The 20,043-nt window shown below is 54.3% G+C and carries 15 protein-coding genes and 1 tRNA gene; 4 read left to right on the top strand and 12 right to left on the bottom strand.

From position 1 onward, the window contains the following. Positions 1-5: 5 nt before the first annotated feature. Both ACTUJZ_RS15540 and ACTUJZ_RS15535 read right to left on the bottom strand, forming a co-directional pair. The gene (locus ACTUJZ_RS15540) at positions 6-899 is read right to left on the bottom strand and encodes a DUF697 domain-containing protein (protein WP_463637251.1); all 894 of its coding nucleotides are present in this window, start codon (positions 897-899) and stop codon (positions 6-8) included. Further along, positions 892-2,253 (bottom strand): YcjX family protein, encoded by a 1,362-nt coding sequence (locus tag ACTUJZ_RS15535; RefSeq protein WP_463637250.1) that lies wholly within the window; start codon positions 2,251-2,253, stop codon positions 892-894. The genes ACTUJZ_RS15540 and ACTUJZ_RS15535 overlap by 8 nt, the downstream gene beginning before the upstream one ends. A gap of 140 nt (positions 2,254-2,393) precedes the next feature. Here ACTUJZ_RS15535 and ACTUJZ_RS15530 point away from each other — a divergent pair, with 140 nt between their 5' ends. Further along, a complete protein-coding gene (locus tag ACTUJZ_RS15530; RefSeq protein ID WP_463637249.1) occupies positions 2,394-3,530 on the top strand; it encodes a Card1-like endonuclease domain-containing protein in 1,137 nt (378 codons plus the stop codon). A gap of 18 nt (positions 3,531-3,548) precedes the next feature. Here ACTUJZ_RS15530 and ACTUJZ_RS15525 read toward each other — a convergent pair whose 3' ends face one another. The 9 genes from ACTUJZ_RS15525 to ACTUJZ_RS15485 form a co-directional block, all read right to left on the bottom strand. Beyond that, positions 3,549-4,235: a hypothetical protein gene (locus ACTUJZ_RS15525; protein WP_463637248.1), complete on the bottom strand. Its 687-nt coding sequence runs from the start codon at positions 4,233-4,235 to the stop codon at positions 3,549-3,551. Positions 4,236-4,315: 80 nt separating this feature from the next. Continuing rightward, positions 4,316-6,370: an FUSC family protein gene (locus ACTUJZ_RS15520; RefSeq protein WP_463637247.1), complete on the bottom strand. Its 2,055-nt coding sequence runs from the start codon at positions 6,368-6,370 to the stop codon at positions 4,316-4,318. A gap of 4 nt (positions 6,371-6,374) precedes the next feature. After that, complete coding sequence (locus ACTUJZ_RS15515) at positions 6,375-7,235, bottom strand: efflux RND transporter periplasmic adaptor subunit (RefSeq protein ID WP_463637246.1); 861 nt, start codon at positions 7,233-7,235, stop codon at positions 6,375-6,377. Next, entirely contained in the window at positions 7,208-7,441 is a 234-nt protein-coding gene (locus tag ACTUJZ_RS15510) for a DUF1656 domain-containing protein (RefSeq protein WP_463637245.1), read from the bottom strand. Before ACTUJZ_RS15510 ends, ACTUJZ_RS15515 begins: the two co-directional genes overlap by 28 nt. A gap of 70 nt (positions 7,442-7,511) precedes the next feature. Then, positions 7,512-8,639, bottom strand: coding sequence for a hypothetical protein (locus tag ACTUJZ_RS15505; protein ID WP_463637277.1), 1,128 nt, complete (start codon positions 8,637-8,639; stop codon positions 7,512-7,514). 54 nt (positions 8,640-8,693) lie between these two features. Beyond that, positions 8,694-9,452 (bottom strand): MBL fold metallo-hydrolase, encoded by a 759-nt coding sequence (locus ACTUJZ_RS15500; RefSeq protein WP_463637244.1) that lies wholly within the window; start codon positions 9,450-9,452, stop codon positions 8,694-8,696. Between the two features lie 81 nt (positions 9,453-9,533). After that, a complete protein-coding gene (locus tag ACTUJZ_RS15495) occupies positions 9,534-11,621 on the bottom strand; it encodes a TonB-dependent receptor (protein ID WP_463637243.1) in 2,088 nt (695 codons plus the stop codon). A gap of 369 nt (positions 11,622-11,990) precedes the next feature. Further along, positions 11,991-12,392 (bottom strand): hypothetical protein, encoded by a 402-nt coding sequence (locus tag ACTUJZ_RS15490; protein ID WP_463637242.1) that lies wholly within the window; start codon positions 12,390-12,392, stop codon positions 11,991-11,993. A 329-nt stretch (positions 12,393-12,721) separates the two neighbouring features. Next, positions 12,722-14,317: a hypothetical protein gene (locus ACTUJZ_RS15485; protein WP_463637241.1), complete on the bottom strand. Its 1,596-nt coding sequence runs from the start codon at positions 14,315-14,317 to the stop codon at positions 12,722-12,724. A gap of 169 nt (positions 14,318-14,486) precedes the next feature. On the opposite strand from ACTUJZ_RS15485, the gene ACTUJZ_RS15480 reads away from it, so the two are divergent. Then, positions 14,487-15,098 carry a class I SAM-dependent methyltransferase gene (locus tag ACTUJZ_RS15480; RefSeq protein WP_463637240.1) on the top strand — a complete coding sequence of 204 codons (612 nt, stop codon included), beginning with the start codon at positions 14,487-14,489 and terminating at the stop codon, positions 15,096-15,098. Beyond that, positions 15,095-18,406, top strand: a complete 3,312-nt coding sequence (locus tag ACTUJZ_RS15475; protein WP_463637239.1) for a DUF3427 domain-containing protein — start codon at positions 15,095-15,097, stop codon at positions 18,404-18,406. Before ACTUJZ_RS15480 ends, ACTUJZ_RS15475 begins: the two co-directional genes overlap by 4 nt. A 671-nt stretch (positions 18,407-19,077) precedes the next feature. Here ACTUJZ_RS15475 and ACTUJZ_RS15470 read toward each other — a convergent pair. Continuing rightward, positions 19,078-19,154, bottom strand: a tRNA-Arg gene (locus ACTUJZ_RS15470). Between the two features lie 284 nt (positions 19,155-19,438). On the opposite strand from ACTUJZ_RS15470, the gene ACTUJZ_RS15465 reads away from it, so the two are divergent. After that, positions 19,439-19,849 carry a c-type cytochrome gene (locus ACTUJZ_RS15465; protein ID WP_463637238.1) on the top strand — a complete coding sequence of 137 codons (411 nt, stop codon included), beginning with the start codon at positions 19,439-19,441 and terminating at the stop codon, positions 19,847-19,849. Positions 19,850-20,043 lie beyond the last annotated feature (194 nt).

Below are 20,043 nucleotides of genomic sequence, written 5' to 3'. Positions count from 1 at the left end.
GCAGACTAGCTCAACAGCCGGATCAGCGCTTTACCAAGGCGTACATTAAGCGCTCCGGCAGCCACGGCTTCAGCCGAGTTTTCCACAAACCGTGAGGTCAGTGAGCCGCCCACCTGGTTGGCAATCTCATCGCTGGCCAGGTCAAAGATGCTTTGCGCCGCCAGGTTTTGCGCCAGAATGGATAACAACGTCCAGTTGCCGGCGGTGGCCGGGCGCAACCCGTACACCCGCGCCACCCGGCGCACGGTGCGCAGGCTGATCCACAAAATTGCCAGGGTCTGGATCATGGCATTGGGGCTAACAAACGCCAGGCTGCCACTGATTAACGATTCTTTGCGCACCACTTCTTTGGCCCGGGCCGCCACCGGCGTGAGCACAATGCGCTCGTACATGCCGGCCAGTTCCTGGCCGCTCATATCATCCTGCACACTGTGGCCAAACTGCACAAAGCGCTGGGCCGCAAAGCTGTCGTCGCTGAACTGTTTACCGTGGCGGGTCAGCAGGCGCAAGGCTTCGGCATGCTCGGCCTGGCGCACGGTGTTCATATCCGGCAAGCGAACCAGGTATTTTTTTACCGCCCGGTAGCCATGCACCTCTCGACCAATCAGCCATATTAAACAGCCGGCAAAAATCACCAAAAGGCTGCCCAACACTATCGCCAGCCAGGGCGCACGGTCATACCACAGCATCAGGCTGAGGCCAGCATCGGCGAGCATAAAACAGATCAGCGCGGCCAGCCCACTTAAGCAGGTCAACGTAAACAAGGATAAGTGTGGGCGCGCCGGCGGTTGCTCGGTGGCCGGGGCACTGATTTGCTCTGGCATAGCATGCTGGGGCGGGGCGGTGTCAATGGCCCGCTGACGAATTTTGGCCCGATAGGGTTCGCTGGACTCAGTCATCACGATCTCCAAGTAAAAACTGTAAAAGCCGATCGATGCCGCGGCCGTTTAACATGCGCGGCAGATAATCATCCGGCACCCGCGCCGGCAGCACCGGAAAATGCTCACTGTGTGCCATCTGGGCGATGCGGCTGGGCAACGGCTCAAACTCGGCTTCAATGTATTGGCGGTTGTGCGCCCGGTAGCGCAAACTGGTGGGCGTGCTGCCCGGATCGGTGGCCTGCAGCGCACTGACCAAAAAGTGCTCGTAGCGCACTGCTTGTTTATCCAGCCGGGCCACCGCGCCTTCGGTTACCTGTTTAAGCAGGCTGAGCAAATCTTCGCGGTAGGCCGAGGGCAGCAGGTCAGCTTTGGCCGCCACAAACGCCACCTTACTGATATGCTGGCGGCGCAGCACATGGCGGGTTAGCCAGTGAGTGTCGCCATAGGTAAAGATATCGGCCAGATAACTCAAGGTTTCTTTAAGCTGATACAAATGCTGCTTGCTGTGGTTGAGCCCTTCAAACAGGTCAATCAGGATAATTTGCTTATCCGCCTGGCGAAAAGTTTTGCGCTTAAGCGGGGTCAGCCAATTTTGCTGAAAATACTCAAAATGGCGGGCAAACAGCTGGCTCCAGGGATGGGTAATGTCGCTGCTGACACTGGAGGGCAGCGGCGTAAAGCCATGGGCCTGCCAGTCAAAACCACTGTCGCCAAGTAAAAAACTGCCCGGCTGCAACAAGGTGATGCCATATTCTTTGGCGGTCAGCAGATAACTGCGATAAGCATCTACCAGGCTGGCCACCGCTTCTGGGGTCGGCTCCTGGTCAAAATCAAACTCGCTGACAAACTGATGCCAGGGGCCGGCATAATCTTTTTGCGGCCGGTTCATCTGCTGCGCCCAGGCTGAGTCTGACCACTGGGTATAGGATTTTCCCAGCATCGGCAAATCGGTGAGCCATTCGCCCGGGTAATCGATAAATTCAAATACCACATCGGTATAGGGCAACAGGTGCTTTTTCACCGAGCCGGTTTCGCGCAGCCGCACCACCACCTTAAAGCCATACACATCTTCGGTGGGTGCCGGCCAGCGGCCGTTGGCCAGGCTGGCCAGATGATCTTCCAGCGGAAACAGGGTATAGCCGTCCAGCGGGGCCACCCACATATGCTCAACCAGATCCTGGGGCAAATATTCCAGTAGCGGCAGGCACTGATAATTGCCCTCGCTGCGGTATTTGAGCATGGTCATCAGGCTGGTAAACAGCATGGATTTGCCACTGCGGCTTAAGCCGGTGATGGTAAAGCGGTGCTGATCTTTTAAAAACCAGTCAGCCCAGTGTGTGCCTGCGGCAGGTTTAAACCATGATGAAACCAAAATAACCCCTATGACAATCCTGTTACTATCAATGTGCCGGTTTTTCGGCGGCTTTCAATGTCTTTTTATACTTTGTTACATCTAATTTGGGTGGCATGCGTACGCAATACCATCATTCACACCATCCTGATTGATGTTGTATGCCTACCCTGCATGTGTGTTTATTAGAAGATAGCCCCACCGCGCTGGTTACGCCGCTGATTGACACGGCCGTTGCCAGCGACCGCTTAGTGATTGTGGCCGCGGCCGCCCTGCAACCCAAGGCTGAGCAGTTGATCCGGCTGGCCAAAACCCGCGGCTTTCAGGCCGATTTTCATACTCTGCCCGAGACCGATAAAACCGGCCCTATCAAAGATTTTTTTCTGACCCTGTTTGATACATTATGCACCCCGGATAACACTGTGTGGCTCAATGCCTCGGCCGGCAAACGCCATCATGTGTTGGCTGCCTATGAGGTGGCCCGCGTCTATGACTGCCCGGTGTTTGTGGTGGAACCGCGCCAGGATGAATTGTACTGGCTGTATCCGGAAAATGCCGCCCCCACTCCCATTCAGGACCGGCTGCGATTGCACGAATATTTTTCGTTGTATGATGCCCGCTACCACCTTGAAGAAGATGCTCAGCCGGATACCAAAGAGCTGCGTGCACTCATCAGCAACTGGGCTGAAGATATTGAACAGTGCCAGCAGGCCTTGCGCCGTCTCAACTATCTGGCCAGCCAGGCCCGCGACAGTTTACGCGCGCCTCTGGATGCGCGCAGCGCCGAAGATAGCACCCTGGCCAGCATGTTGTGGGAGCTCGACAGTGTTGGCCTGGCCCGTAAAACTAATGGCGAAGTAGAGTTTACCAGTGACCAGGCGCGCTTTTTTTGCAATGGTGGCTGGCTGGAGCAGCATGTGGCCAATGTGGTGCGCCGGCTGGGCAGCAACATCAGTACCCTGCAAGATAGCGCGCATAATGCCCGGATCACCCGCAACATCCAGGGTAAATCGCTGCACAACGAGCTGGATGTGGTGGCGCTGGTCAATAACCGGCTACATATTATTGAGTGCAAAACAGCGCTGATGGCCGAGCTGAATACCAGTAACGCGCTGTACAAGCTGGACTCACTCAATGAATTGCTGGGCGGGCTGGAAGGCCGTACCGCTCTGGTGACCTATTTTGCGGTATCTGATGCCGGGCGCCTGCGGGCGGCCGAGCTCGGAATCCAGATTTTCGGCCCACGAGAGATCCCGCAGCTGCAGCATCATTTGGGCCAGTGGCTCCAGCAGGCTTAAGCCACCTGCCGGGTAGGTTTAGACCGTGGCCGAGGCCGGCGTAACCCCGGCTGGCTGCGGTTTATCGTGGGTTTGCACCAGCATAAACACAAAGGCCAGCACCAGCGACACCAACACCATTTCGCCGCCATCTTCGGCCAGCGCAAACACCGACGAGACCCAGCCGCTCGGTGCCGCACTTTGCAGCATATCCACTACCACGCCAAAAAAGCCGATGCCGCCGGTCAGCGCCAGCAGCATATAGGATTCACGCCGCGCAATGCGATCGGCAAACCAAAAGCCGACACTTAAAAATACCAATAAAATCAGCCCAAATCCGGCGGTGACCAGCAGTTCGCCAAAATCCTGCCCGCGCAATCCATAGGCAGGACGCAGGTCAAACGCGGTTTTGATGACCCCGCCCAGTTGTTCATGTATACGCAGCGAGTCATCGGCCAGCAAATACAGATATACCGCCGCCCAGGCCAGATACATGCCCAGCCGTCGCATCCACCACAGGCTCACCAGCAGGCCGACAATCCAGAATACCTTGATGTACTGAAATACCTCGCCAAAACCAAAATCTTGGGTGATCAAAAAGTTGGGGTCAGACAATAGCTTTAATTTGAAGGCACTGTGCAGCAGCATAAAGCAAAAATCAGTGGCAATAAGCAGCGCTAACAGCAGTAACACCGGGTTAGACACCCGCCAGTCTAGAAGTCTCATACCACGTCCCTGAGAGTTTTTATTCTGTCATAAAAGTTTAGTACAAATGTCACAAAACAGAACAGTGTACAAGCAGAAGCTCACATTTTTTGCTCGCGCATCATGGTGGCGGTGCGCTCAAAGGTCAGCGCCAGGCGGGTAAACATGCCCTCGATGAGGGTCAGGTGGGAGTGGCCCTGGCAGTCCTGTTTTAACTGCGCCAGCACCGCCTCACATAACTGGCCAAAGCGCGGGTCCTGGCGGCCGCGGGCCGCTTCGCTGTAAGCATCGGCCAGTGCATATTGCCAGTGTTTGAGGATCACCGATAAGTCCTTATCGGTAATGGTTTGCACCAGATTGCGCAGGCGAATGGACGCATGCCCTACATTGAGCCCGGTCAGACCCAAATCGGTGATAACCCTGGCGCTACCGGCCAGGGACTTGTCGTAGTTGGCCAGCCGCAACAGGCGATCGCCCATGCGCGCATTAAACCAGTGCGCCGGCGTGCGCTGACCGCTCAGCCGCTTTAAATCACGCCGGGTGGCGGCCAGCAGGCGCCGCTGCACGGTACTGGCACCCGGTCCGGTGATGAGCCGGAACACCCAGTACAACAGGCTCACCCCCATCAGAATGGCCAGCGCCGCGCTTAAGGTATAGTCCACCGAAAAGGATCGGCTCATATCATTGGCCGGTTGCACCAGTAAGGTGAACGGGATACAAAAACCTAGTCCGTAAGGCCGGGTGCTGCGCTGGGCGATGGCCATCAGGCCCAGAAAATACGGTCCGGCCAGCACCAGAATCAGCATCACATAATCGCCGTTGCTCTGAGCCAGCAAGTTCAGCGCATACAATATGGCGGCCGGGATGGCCACTGCCACGCCCACCAGCATGCGTTTAAGCGCGGTTTTCACCTCGATAGGTGGCAGACGGGCAAACATCACCGAAAATATAATCGGCATGATCATGACCATAATTGCCGCCGGCGAGCCGCTGTACAGCCACAATACCGCGCCACAGGTAAACACCAAAAAGGTACGCAGGCCGGTAGCCAGGCCGATCAATGGATCGCGATACGGGCGATGTTCGGGGGCGCGCAGCACCGAGCTGTGGCCTTTATCCAGCGTGTTATAGGCACGCAAAATCAGCACCAGCTCAGAGACCATCTCATGGGCGGTATTGAGCAGCCGGGCATCCAGCGGCGATACCGTATCGGTTTGTTTGGACATTTTTAACAGCGCCCGACGCTGATCCTGGGCCAGCTTGTAACAGGTGGAAAAATCCTCGGTGCGGGCAATGGTGTACAGATCCTGGCGTAGGGTTTGAAGCAGCTTTTGCAGGGTGGCCGAGACCACCTCCGGATGATTACGCTGCAGCCGGCCAAAAATCTGAATCACTGCCACCAGAGATAAAATTTTATTGCCAATCACACTGGCTGCACGCGCTCGTCCCGGCCCATGAGGGCCTTCATACACCACCGCGCTGGAGTCATCGTTGAGGCTGGCCAACGACTCAAAAATGGCATCAATATGCTGATGGCGGGTTTCATGAGAGCCGCTGGGGTCCAACTCCAAATGCAAATAGGTCAGAGTTTGGTTGATCACCTCACGAGCCTGGCGGTGCAGGCTGTGCTTTACCCGGCGCGGAAAAATCAGCATGCTCACGGTCATGGCACATAGCGCGCCGATGATAATCTCGGTCACCCGCGCCTGGGCAATTAAAAACACTGTCTGGCTGCTCACCGTGGGCGGCGAGGCCATCGTCAGTAGCACAATGATGCAGGGCGTCACACAGGCCATGGCAAAAAAGTAAATAAAATTGACCCGCCGCACCATAGCCGACAAGCCTGAATTTAGCGCCAGCCAGAATGCCAGCGTGGCCATGGCCGGTACCGGTGCAGCATGCAGATAATTTAAAATTAACATGCCCACTACCCCGCCCAGCAGGGTACCACTGACCTGGCTGACCGTTTTTTCCACCACCATGCCGCCTTCCGGGCGGATTTGTAAAAACACCGCCGAGACCACCGCCCAGTAGGGTTTTTCTAAGTTAAAATACAGCGCGATGTAGAGCGCAGCAGCCATCGACAACACGCCCTTAAACGCAAAAATCAGGCTTTCGCGGCTGGGGGTCAGGTAAGTGGCGGCCAGCAAGGGCACAGGCTTAGCGCTCGTTGAGAGTGATTGAGGCGGTGGTGCCGGCCACCAGGCGTACTGAGTCGGGCACCGGATCTAAGGTAATTTCCACCGGCACCCGCTGGGCCAGTCGCACCCAGTTAAAAGTTTGCTGAATGCGCGGCAACAGCTGCTTGTTGCGACCCACATTGGTATCGGCGATGGCCCGGCCGATGCTGGTGACCTTGCCGGTGAGCTTGGTGTCACTGCTCATCAGGGTGATGGTGGCGCGCTGACCAATATGAACAAGCGGCAGCTTGGTTTCTTCAAAATAGCCAGTGACATAAAAAGAGTTGTGGCGCACCAGTGAGAGCACCGGCCGGCCCTGCTCCACATAATTGCCTTCACGCAGATCCAGATTGACGATGGTGCCGGCCTGGGGTGCTTTGACCTGGGTACGCGCCACACTCAGCTCCAGTGTGGCCAGCTGGGCATTGGCCAGATTGTAATCGGCCTGGGCCAGCTCAACTTTGAGCCGGCTGGCAGCCAGCGCTTCCTGGCTGATGGCATCTTCTTTGGCCATTTGCTGGCGGCGCTGGTATTCCAGCTTAGCCAGCTGCCAGGCCAGCGCTTTGGTCTGACGCACCGCTTTTTGTTCAGCCAGTGCGGCTTCATAGCGTGCGGCATCGATGGCAAACAAGGGCTGATCTTTGGCCACCTGTTCATTGTCAGCCACATGTAACTGGGTGACCCAGCCTGACACATCCGGTGCGATGGTGGTGATATGGGCCTGCACCCGGCCATCGCGGGTCCAGGGCGCATGCAGATAACGGTCCCACACCCAGCGACCGGCCACCACCGCTAACGCAACGATGATAAGGGTTACAATGATCCGAAGGACGGTTGCCATGCACTCACATCTCCTGCAATAAACACCACCGCGGCCAGGTAGCACACAAATAATGCCACCTCTAGCCAGGCCGGCCGCCACACACGCTGATACCAGCCGCTACGGTATAACACGTAGCGGGTGATGACCGATAAACCAAATGCGATGGGAATAAGCACCACCAGCGGGCTGAATAACATCCCGCCCAGGGCCACTTCGTTAAACATAATTTGCCTAAAATAGTTTGCCTAAAAAGTTGTAGGCTTGCTTATCAGTAGCGCAAAAAAAGGTAAAAGATCAGTTAGCTGGCGGCGGGCCGCTGATCAAATCATGAATTTCATTGATGCCGGGCAACTGATGCTCAGGCTGATAAAACAGCCGGTTAAGACGGCCTAAAAAATTCACCCCACGGCTGGGGTCGTGGGCTTTGGCCCGCCGCTCACTGGTAGTTTGCAAAAATTCCCACGGCTGCAGATTCTGCCCTACGATATCAGTCTCGGTGACCCCGTGTTGCAGCACCGTGGATAAGATCCGCTCGGTTTTGCTTTCGTTGGTATCAATCAGCTCACCAGCAAAGCGCTGCTCCAGCGGCTTGCCCACCGCCGCCAGGGTATGGTTGATGGCATGCCAGATTTCATCATGAGATAAAAAGGCATCGTGAGGCACATAATAGCCATCGATTTCCCATTCCAGTTCGGCATTGCTCAGCGCGATAGAACTACCGGCTTCTTCGCAATAGGACAAATCCGGCCGCGCGCCCACATTGTAGGCATCCACCGATAAGGCCACGCAGACCACAATCTTTCCTAACCGCTCAGGATCGTAATACAGGCCCTGAAACCCGGCGCGCTTGACCCCCATCCAGCCATACACACAGGCTGGTTGCTGCACAAACTCGCGCACATCATGGGGCAAGTCTTCGCCATAGCGCTCGATAAACAGCGGTAGCGCCGACTGCGACGGGTTGTCGTTGGGCATCCACACTTCGTATTCCTGGCGGTTATCACCCTTGCCGCGGCTTTTGATACCAAAGGATAAATTTACCGGCCGGCAGATGCTGCGATCCTCATCCACCCGGTGAAAATATTCGGAGCGCAGGCGTTTAATAAACGGTGCCTCCGGGCCGGCCAGCGCCGCGGTGGGATAGCGATAACCCACTTCAGAATCCGGCACATCGGTGTAGGCGGGCAAGGAGTCGCGCAGGATCTGGCGCACGCCGGCCAGCGAAGACAGTGCCGGCATCACAATGCTGCGCTCTGGCTCAATGGTCAGGCGCTCGCCGCTGGGGCTAAAAAATTTAGGCGTTTTATGAAATTCATACCCGTCCAGGCCCAGCTGCTGCACCCCGCGGTCGCGGTAGGCAGCCAGTTCGGAAAATAACACGGCATGGTCACGGATATGTTTGAGTAACGGGCGCTGCACAATAAGACTTCCTGCAAATTTGGTAATACAACTTAGCCGCGGTTACGGTCACCCCGGCTACGACGCCTTCTTTATACCTAATTTTTTCACAATCCGATTTTTTGTCGAGTGCCAGTGATTTTTTGGCCGGGTGGGCGCATTGTCAATCAAGTGATCGAACGGCACCGCCTCGGTGGCCAGCGGCTTCACATGGGCACAAAACAGGGTATCGGCACCCAGTGTGGCGATGCGCTGCAACGAGCGCCGGTATTGATTGGGATGACACACCGGGTATGGCGGGCACAACTGGCCTTTGACCTTGACCAGTAGATCGGCCACATATACCTTGCCCGAGGCCCGGTGATATAAGGATAAATCATGATTGGTATGGCCAGGGGTGTATAGCACCTGCCAGTCGGCAAAGCCCGGCAGGGATTGTTCATCGGCCAGAATTACATCGGGTTTGAGAATGGGCGAATACCAGGCATTTTTGCGCGGCTTGCCCAGCCTATCGGCCACCCAGTACAGCAGCACCACATCAATCAGATGCGCCACCCGCCCCATCAGGCCGCCGTACCAGCGCGCCGCCCGCGGGTGAGCGGCGATGCGTGCGCCACTGAGCTTGCGCAGGCGGTGCGCGCCACCAGCATGATCCGGGTGCATGTGGGTCACCACAATCAACGCCAGATCCGACAGCGGCCGGCCCAGCTTCTGCGTAATATACTCACACACCATTGGCACATCGGCGCGGCAACAGCCATCTAACAACAACAGCTGGCGGCCATCTTCAATTAAGAAGATGTGCTGAATGTAGCCGTGCAAGGTGTGTATCTGCATAATCGTAACAAGTGACTAAAGAGAGGCTTACGCTAGCAAACAATCACTGGTAAGACCATCTTTTTGGCCGGGCGGCCCCCCTTAATACTGATACTGCACACTGAGCATATAATTGCGCGGCCGCCCCGGAAAATAACGGTCGCCGGAAAAGCTGGAAAAATCCGCCCGTTCGGCATAGCGCTCATCGGTCACATTGTTGATGCGCGCAAACACCGCCAGCTGAGGCAGTACATCCCAGCGCGCCCGGGCATGCAGCAGGTCGTGGCCTTCATAACTGTGCAGATTTTCCGGGTCGGTGTAGTAGTCGGCCACATGCTGCCATTCCAGTTGCAGGCGCAGCGCGGTGACCGGATGCCAGCCCAACCGGGCATTCATCTGCAGATCCGGCGCGGTATCAATATCATTGCCATTGATGTTGATGTCATTGAGCAGCTCATCATAATCATAGGTGTGGCGCGCGTAGGTGGCCGCCAGCGCCCCATCCCAGTGCGCCGAAAACTGATGCTGGTATTCCAGTTCGATGCCCTGATGCTGGGTTTCGCCGTCACTACGGGTAAAAAAGTCGCTGTCACGAAATATCACATTGTCTTTTTGCATGTGATAGGCCGCCAGAGTCCATTGATGATCATCGCCCTGCCCTTTTAAGCCGGCTTCGATACTGTTGACGGTTTCAGAGTCTAAATCGGCCACCTGCTGGTCGCGCTGCAACCGGTACAATTCGGTGGCCTGCGGTGCGCGGTAGCCCTGAGCCAGGCTGGCATATACAGTTAAGCCCGGGTTGAGCTGATAGGCCGCGCGCAGCTTGGGCGAAAAGTTTGAAAAATCATCACTCGAGCTGGGGGGCCGGCTGTAGCGGCAGCCGCCCATGCCACATTCGGTGCCATCGGCGCGGGTTCGGCCCGCCGGTAAAAAATTAGTGTAGTCGTACTGCATGGACTCAAAGCGCGCGGCAGCCGCCACTTCCCAGTTACCCTGCTGCCAGGTGAGCGCGGTATAGGGGGCCAGCATGGTGGCTTCTACCTCGTAATCATAATGGGCCCCGGCCGGGATGGTTTCCATCAAAAAGGCTGACCCCATGGTCGGCCCGTCCTGGCTCTGGCGCAGACTACCCTCGGTATATTCCGCATCCAGGCCGGCTTCCAGCTGCCAGTTTGCACTTAGCGGATGACGCCACGCCGACAGCACGCCGATACTTTCCTGGGCATTTTGTTCTAACGGCGTGCCAGGCAAAAAGTGCATCAAAAAATCCATGCTTTGATTACGGTAATACGGGGTGACCGCCAGCGCATCGCCATTAGGCAAGGTGGTGTCGATGTGGCTCCAGATACGCAGTGCGCGGTTTTTACGAAACGCATCCGGATCCCCGTTTTGCTGGGCCAGTGTTTCATCTTTGTAACTTTCAAAGCCTTCGATATAGCCGGCGGTATCCTGATCCAGATGGGTATAGCTTACGCCCGTCATCACCGACACTGACTCACCGTCATAGCGATGGCGCAGATTGACCTTTTCCTGGGCCACACTTTCCAGCTCGCGGTAGCCACTGTCGCGGGTAATACTGGCATTGATGCCAATCCCGCTGTCACCAAAATCCTCGCCATGGCGCAGTTTGTAGCGTTCATAGCCGTAAGAGCCATAATCCACGCCCAGCAGGCCCACATCGCGGGTGGTATCCGGGGTGATGACATTGATGACCCCATGCAGTGCATTGGAGCCGTACAGCGCAGACGCCGGGCCTTTTAGCACTTCAATCTGCTGGGCCATTTCAGTATGCGCTTCAAACAGCTCATTGATATTACAAAATCCGGCAGCCCGCAGCGGGATACTGTCTTCGGCGGTGAGCAGGCCGCCACATGCGCCGGCCCCGGTAAACACCTGGGAACGCAGGGCGGGCAGATATTCCTGGCCATTGCCGCGCTGCACGCCCGCACCGGCCACAAATTTAAGTACTTCTTCGATATGGGTGGGGGCCACCAGCTGCAGGGCCTGTTCGTCTACCTTGCTGATCAACAGCCCGGCCTCGGCATCTTGTTTATCCAGCCGTGACCCGGTGGTCACAATGGTTTCGATGGTCTCTGGCGCTGCCTGAGACTGGCTCTGCCCTGGATCCTGTTCCTGGGCCAGCGCCGGCATGCTCGCACAAACCGCCAGCGCCACAACAATTCCCCGCATAGTGTATATTCCTGTTATTTGTTCGCCAGCGTAATCAGCCGGCGGCCGCCTGTTGAATTTTGTATGGGCGGCCAAAAGGTCATGATACGCTCCAAACTAATGTATGGCCTGCTATTGAAAGGGTTTATCACCTTCCCGCGATCTTCTGTAAGAATAATTTCAATAGGAACTTACGTGCAATACAGTGAAAAGATAAATAATGAGGAGAATTTTTAACGGTGGTAATTTACCACATTTACCGAGAGCCTTTACGCGTATCGAGCGGCAAACCTTGCCCATGACTGGTTCGACCTAACCCGTCGTTTTGTGTTTAATTTAAGGCAGAGTGTTCACCTGCCCTGGGATAACCGAACCACACGCATTGTGTATTCACGACGCCCTATGAGCTATAGGCGGCATGGGCACTTTAGATTGGCCTGTTGTGGGAATATGCGTTGGACTAGCTGAATAATAATCTCGGTACATAACAGGCAAATCCCCTTTTTCCGCCACGCCCAGCATCGTAACGAACCAGCCTACATAGTCAAAATTGTAACCTTCACATCTTGCTATTAAAGAAGAATAACGACGCCTGATCAGCTCAGCGAGTTCTACAACAGTGGCTTTTGCGGCGTCATCCCAGTCGAAGTACTGATTGCCCGCCTCTCCACTTGAATGGATAGGATTTTCTGGATGGTATTGCTGCAGATTATTGAGATTACCTCTTTCATCACAGGATAGTAAATTATGCGGTATCAGTTCCAGCCGCCAGTAGGCTCCGGACGACGACATCCCTTATAAATCGCTACATTTTGATATCCCTGCTTTTGTAATTCATGCACTGCTCTAAGCAGCCGTAAGCTACGTCTCACAATCTTCGAATGTTTGCTGTTTTCGTAACTCATATTCTTACAGAACTTATCTTTGACTAATAGAATATTTGTTAAATGATAGAGCCTGCACCCAATCTGCAAATAAGGCTCATATAAAATAGTAAGAAAAGATTCGGCTAAGTTTTAGCAGGGCTTCGGCCGCGGCCCTGGCGCTCGCCAGGGCAAGTATATCACAGCGCTTTGAGCGCTATTGAAAGGCAATGATAAAACGGATGTTGTGGCCGGGTTCTAGCTGGCGCAGGCTTGCCAGGTAGCACCTTCGTCATCCGAACACTCAGTGCTGGATGTGCCATCGGCGGCGGTGGTGGTTTTGACCCAGTCGCCGGCTGAGTTGTAATCCACCTGGTATGTGTTGACCCCATCATCCCAGGTGCGACGCTTGGCCCAGCTGCTGGTAGTAATAGTCACCGCTTCATCAAAGCGGTAACCGGACTGGCTAAGCTCGCCAACTAGCTCGGCGGTATCAAAGGATGCGCTGGCCCCCTCAAAGCCGACCCAGTTGGGCAACACCGTCACACTGCCATCTTCCTGGCGCAGATCCGCCAGATAGTCACTGCCTTCTTCGCTGTAAGATACATAGAAAATGCGCCGTGGCGTGGTGCCCACAAACGACTGGACATCACACTCCTCCACACTGGCCACCTGCTGCCCGCTCGGCAGATAATTTTGTAGCTTGTAGACAACCTCCTCGGCCGTCACCGTCACCTGCTCGCTGACACTGCAGCGAAAACCCTGGCCAGCGCCATTGTAAATGGCATCAACCGTTTGATTCAGCTGGCCATCGCCCCAGGCAGTATCTATCGAGTCGCGGTAGTAAATGGGCGTGACAATTTCATCCAGCGTGTCGTTCATCAAATCTTCACGGGACACAAACGCATCACCGTTAAACACCACGACATCGCGGAACCAGTGGAGCTCTTCATCAACGGTAAAATAGGCGTTTTTGCCATAATAATGCACCACGCGAATTTCATCAGCCTGCGGGTAGTCGGCTTTGACCGTGGCGGTATAGGCAAAACTGCGCTGCAAGCCGGTCACAAACTGCTGCGCCAGCGCTTTGGCCTCATCGTCGCCCTCGGCAATAAAATCATTAAAGATGGTTTGCGCGCTGATGTTATACAGGCTCACGGTATTGGCAATGGTATCGTCAACCAGGGCTTGCAGTTCCTCGCGTAAAGCCTGGTCGGCCAGCAAGGAGTCGCAATCCTGTACCACGGCGTCACCCAGCGCGGCCTGGATCCCCTGCCATAATACTGTGGTCAGCGGCGAGATATGCAGCAGGCTGTCATCATTGAGCGGCGACATCTGCGGCGGGCGCACCATTTGATACGCCTCAGTCACCTCACCCAAATCTTCATCCATCGCGCCCACCGGCACATCCACATACAAGGTGGCGTACTGCGCACACTGCTGCTGGGTCTCGGTCAGCTCCAGGCTATAATTGCCGGCCTCACCGGATACCGCTGAGGGTTCGCCGTCTTCAAACACACCGTTGTTATTAAAATCCAGCCACACGGTGGCGCCACTGACATAGCCATCGATGACTTTGCCCGACAACGACGGTGCCGGCGGCTCCGCATCACCGTCAGTGGTATCCTCATCCGAGGCCTGTTCGCTATCACCGGTAGAATCACCGCTGGCATCACCGCTAGAGTCACCCCTTGAATTGCCACTTGAGTCGCCGGTGGACTCCCCCGACTGGTCGGTCGCGCCGCCAGCCTGTTCATTATTCACCGCGCCAGGCGCCGCTTCGCTGCCAGAGCCGCCGCAGGCGCTAAGCACCAACGTCATCCCTAACACAGCAAGGTAGTAAACTGTTCTCATTGCTTATCTTCCTGGTTGATACGCGATGTAGCATATACCAAAAAAGCATGACTGGGGAATTTTTGCGCAATTATGTTGGGGCTGCGTGGCTTGCACGGTTTGAGGATTTCTTTTAGGCTCGCTGCACACAGCTCAAATAGCCGGTAGTACCAGCCCAGGGATAGGCACAGTGACACATACCATTCAATATTACAGCGATCATGCCGCGCATTTTCAGGCGCTTTACGATCACGCTCAGCCCGAATCGGTGCACGCCTGCTGGCTGGCACTTCTTCAGCACAAGCAGCCAGGCACAGCCTTAGATGTGGGAGCTGGCAGTGGCCGTGATGCTCGTTGGCTGGCCGGCCAAGGTTGGCAGGTGGTCGCAGCAGAGCCAGCCACCGCTTTGCGCGAACGCGCCCAGCAACCGGCTCACTCTGCTATTGACTGGTGTGCAGCGCGCTTACCAGCGCTGGCTGAATTACCGCCCACGCCGACCTGTTATGACCTTATTTTGTTATCTGCGGTATGGATGCACCTTGCACCGGCAGAGCGAGCGTCCGCACTGGCACGCATGGCAGGCTTGCTGGCCCCAGGCGGGTATCTGGTGATCTCGCTACGCTTTGGCCCGGATGATCCCAATCGGCCCATGCATGCGGTTAGTGTGGCGGAAGTCACCGCGCTGGCCCATGCTCACCAATTATGTGTACAGCAAGTTGGTGATAAGCCCACCCAAGACAGCCTGGCCCGGCCGCAGGTTACTTGGCAAACCGTGGTGCTATTCCGGGAGGTGACCGCATGAGTGCCAAACCTGCACTAATCACCGGCCAGAATACACCGCATTTAGTCCATGAGCTTCGTCGTGCGCTAACCACCGCCACTCACATCGAAATTGCAGTGTCCTTCATTCGCAATTCCGGCCTGAGTTTGCTGTTTGATGATATCGAGCAAGCATTGATGTCGAGCTCGCGACAGGTCCAACTGTGCCTGCTGACCAGCGATTATATGAATATCACCGAACCCCAGGCGTTGAAACGGTTGATGTTGTTACAAGAGCGGGGTGCGGAGATCCGGGTATTCAATAGCCAAAAGGCCAAAAGCTTTCATTTGAAAACCTATATTTTTGTGCGCGAAGAAGACAGCCAGCTGCTCTCGGCAGCAGCGTTTATTGGCTCAAGTAACATCAGTAAAACTGCGCTAACAGATGGTATTGAGTGGAACTACCGTATCGACCATCCGGATAGCTGCGATAGCGCCTCACTGGCCAAACTCAATCATATCCGAGCAGAATTTCAGCAATTACTTACCCACGCCAATGTAGTCTCGCTTTGCTATGACTGGATTGCTGAATATGAAAAGCGCTATGACCAAGCCCGCACTGCAGTTGCGCAGCCTTCGGCGGCCGACCTGCCGGATGAACAAGAATATGTACCGCCCTCACCCACTGACCACCAGCAAGAAGCGCTGGTTGAGTTGACCACCACTCGCCAGCAAGGGCAACAACGCGGGCTGGTGGTGCTGGCAACCGGCATGGGTAAAACCTATCTGGCCGCTTTTGATGCTGCTCAGTGCCAGGCCAACAAGGTGCTGTTTGTGGCCCATCGCGAAGAAATCTTGCTGCAAGCCGAAGACAGCTTTTTGGCAGTAATGCCGGATAAAAAGGTGGGCCGTTATACCGGTCAGCAAAAAGATGCTGAGTACGACATGTTGTTTGCGTCGATCCAAACCATTGGCCGCCAGTGGCATTTAGACACCTTCGCCCCTGACGCTTTTGACTATATCGTGGTGGATGAATTTCACCATGCTGCGGCCGGCAGCTACCAACATCTGCTCGCACATTTCAAACCGGCATTTTTGCTGGGCCTGACAGCCACACCACAACGCACCGACGGCTCTGACATTCTGGCACTGTGCCACAACAACTTGGTGTACCAGAAAAACTTATTTGAAGGGGTCGCTGCAGATGTTTTGTGCCCATTCAGTTACTACGGCATCTTTGATGAGACTGTAGACTATGAGCACATCCCGTGGCGCAGTGGCCGATTTGATCCGGACAAGTTGTCTACCAAACTGGCTACCTCATTGCGCGCCAACCATGCCTTAAAAGAGTGGCGTGACAAAGCGCAGGCCTGCACCCTGGCTTTTTGTGTGTCGCAAAAGCATGCAGATTATATGGCCACATTTTTTAATGCTAAAGGCGTAGCGGCTGCCAGCGTCCATGCCGACTCGGCGCTATCTCGCTCAGATGCCTTGGAGCAACTTGAACAAGGCACCATCAAGGTATTGTTCTCAGTTGATTTGTTCAACGAAGGCGTAGACGCTCCACATATCGACACTGTGCTACTGCTTCGCCCCACCGAATCCAAGATCCTCTTTTTACAGCAACTAGGCCGGGGCTTGCGTAAACATGCCGACAAAGATCGATTAGTCGTGCTGGATTTTGTGGGCAACCACCACAGCTTTTTAAACCGGCCTGAAATGTTGCTCGCAACCCTGTTAGCCGGCAGCCCAAGTCGCACCAAGCTTATTCAGCTGGCGAAACAGCCAGAAAAGTTGCTTCCGGATGGCTGTTACGTCAATTTTGATTTGGCGTTTATCGAATTTCTAGAAAGCTTGGCCGACGATGCATTGCCACGGCAGTATCAAAAACTAAAAGCCAACCTTGGCCGCCGACCTACCTATACCGAGTTTTGGCATAACGGAAATTCTGACACCAAATTGCGCAAAAACTACGGTTCGTGGTGGCAGTTTGTAGATGAGATGGGCGATATACAGCCAGACGAAGTGGCTGTACTGGAAAGCCATCTACAGTGGTTTAAGGATTTGGCGATCACCAAAACGTCTAAATCCTATAAGCTGGTGTTGTTGGATACATTGCTGGCCAATGAAATGCTCGACGAGCCAGTTTCACTGACCGACTTAAGCGAATGGGCAAAGCAATGGTTTGCGACCCATGCTTCGTGGCAAGCAGACCTGCCCGCATCAAAAAAGCCAGTAGAAAATGTTAGCGACAGAGCCTGGCAAACTCACTGGCGCAAAAATCCTGTGACCTTCTGGTGTACCGAAGAACAAGGCTCACAACAGGCGTGGTTTTCACTTGCCGATGACCAGTTTATTTTCGCACAACCGGCTCCTACCAAGTACACGCAAACATTGGCTAGGATGACTAATGAGATCAACGAACAGCGTTTGCGCTATTACAAGCAGCACAACTTGCCGACTGCCGGCAGTACCGTTGTGCCCTTTGCCAAGCCGATTGTTGATGATGCAACTCTGCCGTATTTCCCGGATATAAAAATCGCCTGCGGCCATTTTAAAAGTGGCAGTGCTGAACATTCTGAACAAGTATTCATGCCGCACGGGCATGGCCACCTCGCGCCGGGTAAACATTTTATTGCTCGCGCTTCTGGCAACTCCATGAATGGTGGTAAATCGCCGATTTTTGATGGTGATTATTTATTATTTGAGCAAATCACCCCTGCCAATGCCGGCTCAATCAGCAATGCAACCATCACCATTGAGCGCCAAGACACCGGAGGAGACAATCAATATTTGCTGCGTAAAGTGATCAAACAACCAGCCGGTGGTTATCTACTGCGCGCAGCTAACCCCGACTATGAAGACTTAGTTGCCAGCGAGGAAATGGTCACGTTTGCGCGCTTGAAAGGCAAGGTCGACCCGCTTGAACTATTTATTGGCAAAGCGTTCATGCGCGAGGACATACCAGAATTATTTGGTGAATCCTTCAATCCAGGTAATTGGAACAGTGGGCATGTTTATTTGGCCAATCACAGCGCGCATGTATTGTTAGTGAGATTGGATAAATCAGGCAAGTCGAATGAATTTAAATACCTAGATCGTTTTGAAGGTTCGCACCAATTTCACTGGCAATCACAAAATAGCACCTCACCAGCTAATAAACGTGGCCAGCAAATCATCAACCATGAAAAGGACGGCGCAAAGGTGTTTCTTTTTGTGCGCGAGCATAAACTGCATGGTAAAACCGCCGCCCCATTTACCTACTATGGTCAGGTGTTCTACGAAAGTCATACTGAGGAAAAGCCCATGAATGTGATTTGGCGGTTAGCGCATGAGGTACAACATTCCTAGCTAGACAATTGATAAACGAACCACCACGACGGGGAGCTACCCCTGAACTGAACTACTTCCTGCTGAGACAACCGAACGCTCAGCAGGACGTTGCAGGCATCCTATTAATCACAGCCTCGTACCAATATGCAAATCACTGCATATCTTAACGATCTTCGAGAGCTGCCATGAAAAATTCTGCTTCTCGCTATTGGCCCCGGCCCCGTTACTGCTGGTTTCCACAATGAGCGACGCTGCCGAGTTTGTATGCGGTGACAATGTCGAACTACCCAAACTACGAAGCGATTGAGCAATAAGTTGGAGAGCGTAAAGCAGAAGCCCACTCACGCTATCAATGCAGATCGGTGCAGTGGGAGTATTGAAACAGCTTTCAACACTAAGACGAATAACAGCAAGGATTTCTCGGGCTGATGCCCTCACCCTGTGGACTGTTGTCGAACGAAGGTTCTCGTCCACGGTGAACAACAGATACAAAAAAACCGACATCAAAGTCGGCTTTTTTGTATCTGGCGCACCCGATAGGATTACTCGGCGCGTCCCTGCGCCTCGCCCTGCGGGCCGCGCTGAAGCGCGTTCAAAATCGTTCCTGACAATTTTGTCGAACGAAGGTTCTTATCCACGGAATACAACAGATATAAAAAAACCGACATAAAAGTCGGCTTTTTTATATCTGGCGCACCCGATAGGATTCGAACCTATGACCTTTGCCTCCGGAGGGCAACGCTCTATCCAGCTGAGCTACGGGTGCGTACTTTGAAACTTGTCATGGCCCTTTGTGGTGGGCCATTCCCGCCGCAACATTTGGGCGTACAGGATGTGTGCAACAGGCACGCTGTGCGCCATTGCGGGGCGCTATAATACTGACGCGTGCGGCTGGCATCAACCGTTTTGTGGTAGAAATGCGGATTATTTGCGATGCTGCGGTTAGATTGATTAAAAAATAGTTAATTCACTGTAAACGGTTGTAGTGTTTATAGAACCGTTATAATCTTTTGATGATAAGGCGTTTTACCGATATGCCCGGAGGCGGATGTGAAATTACAAACGTGGTTAGGTGCAACAGCGGTGGTGGTATGTTGCGCGCTGCAAGCGCAGGAAATGAGTGACGAAGACATTGCTGAGCGCATCAAACCAGTAGGCTCACTGCAGATGGCCGGTGATGAAGCCGCAGGCGAGGCCGCCGGTGGCGGGGCCAGCGGGCCGCGTTCGGGTGAGGCGGTGTATAATGCCGCCTGTGTGAACTGCCATGCGTCGGGGGTGCTGGGTGCGCCTAAGCACCGGGCGGCTGAGGAATGGCAACCGCGCCTGGATGAGCGGGGTTTTGACCAGATTTGGCAAAATGCCATTAATGGCTATAACGCCATGCCGCCTAAAGGCGCCTGTAATGATTGTAGTGATGATGAAATAAAAGCTGCCATTGAATACATGATTGAAGGTATTTAACGTAGCTTTCTACAATAGCTACCTACAGTAGCAATCTACAAAAAAAGGATTACCTAAAAACTGGTCTAATACCGTGATTTGAAAGGGATAGCAATCGACGATGTTCGTGGCTAGTTCGCCGGTGTTACATTAAAAGTCGTGCATGAGCGCCGCAATTTTATTCAAATTGTGGCATTTTGTGTACAAATCAGTTA

This window comes from Alteromonas sp. WD8-37 (assembly GCF_055326825.1).
The sequence above is the reverse complement of the archived record's forward strand: the minus strand, read 5'-3'. Positions and strand labels throughout refer to the sequence as shown.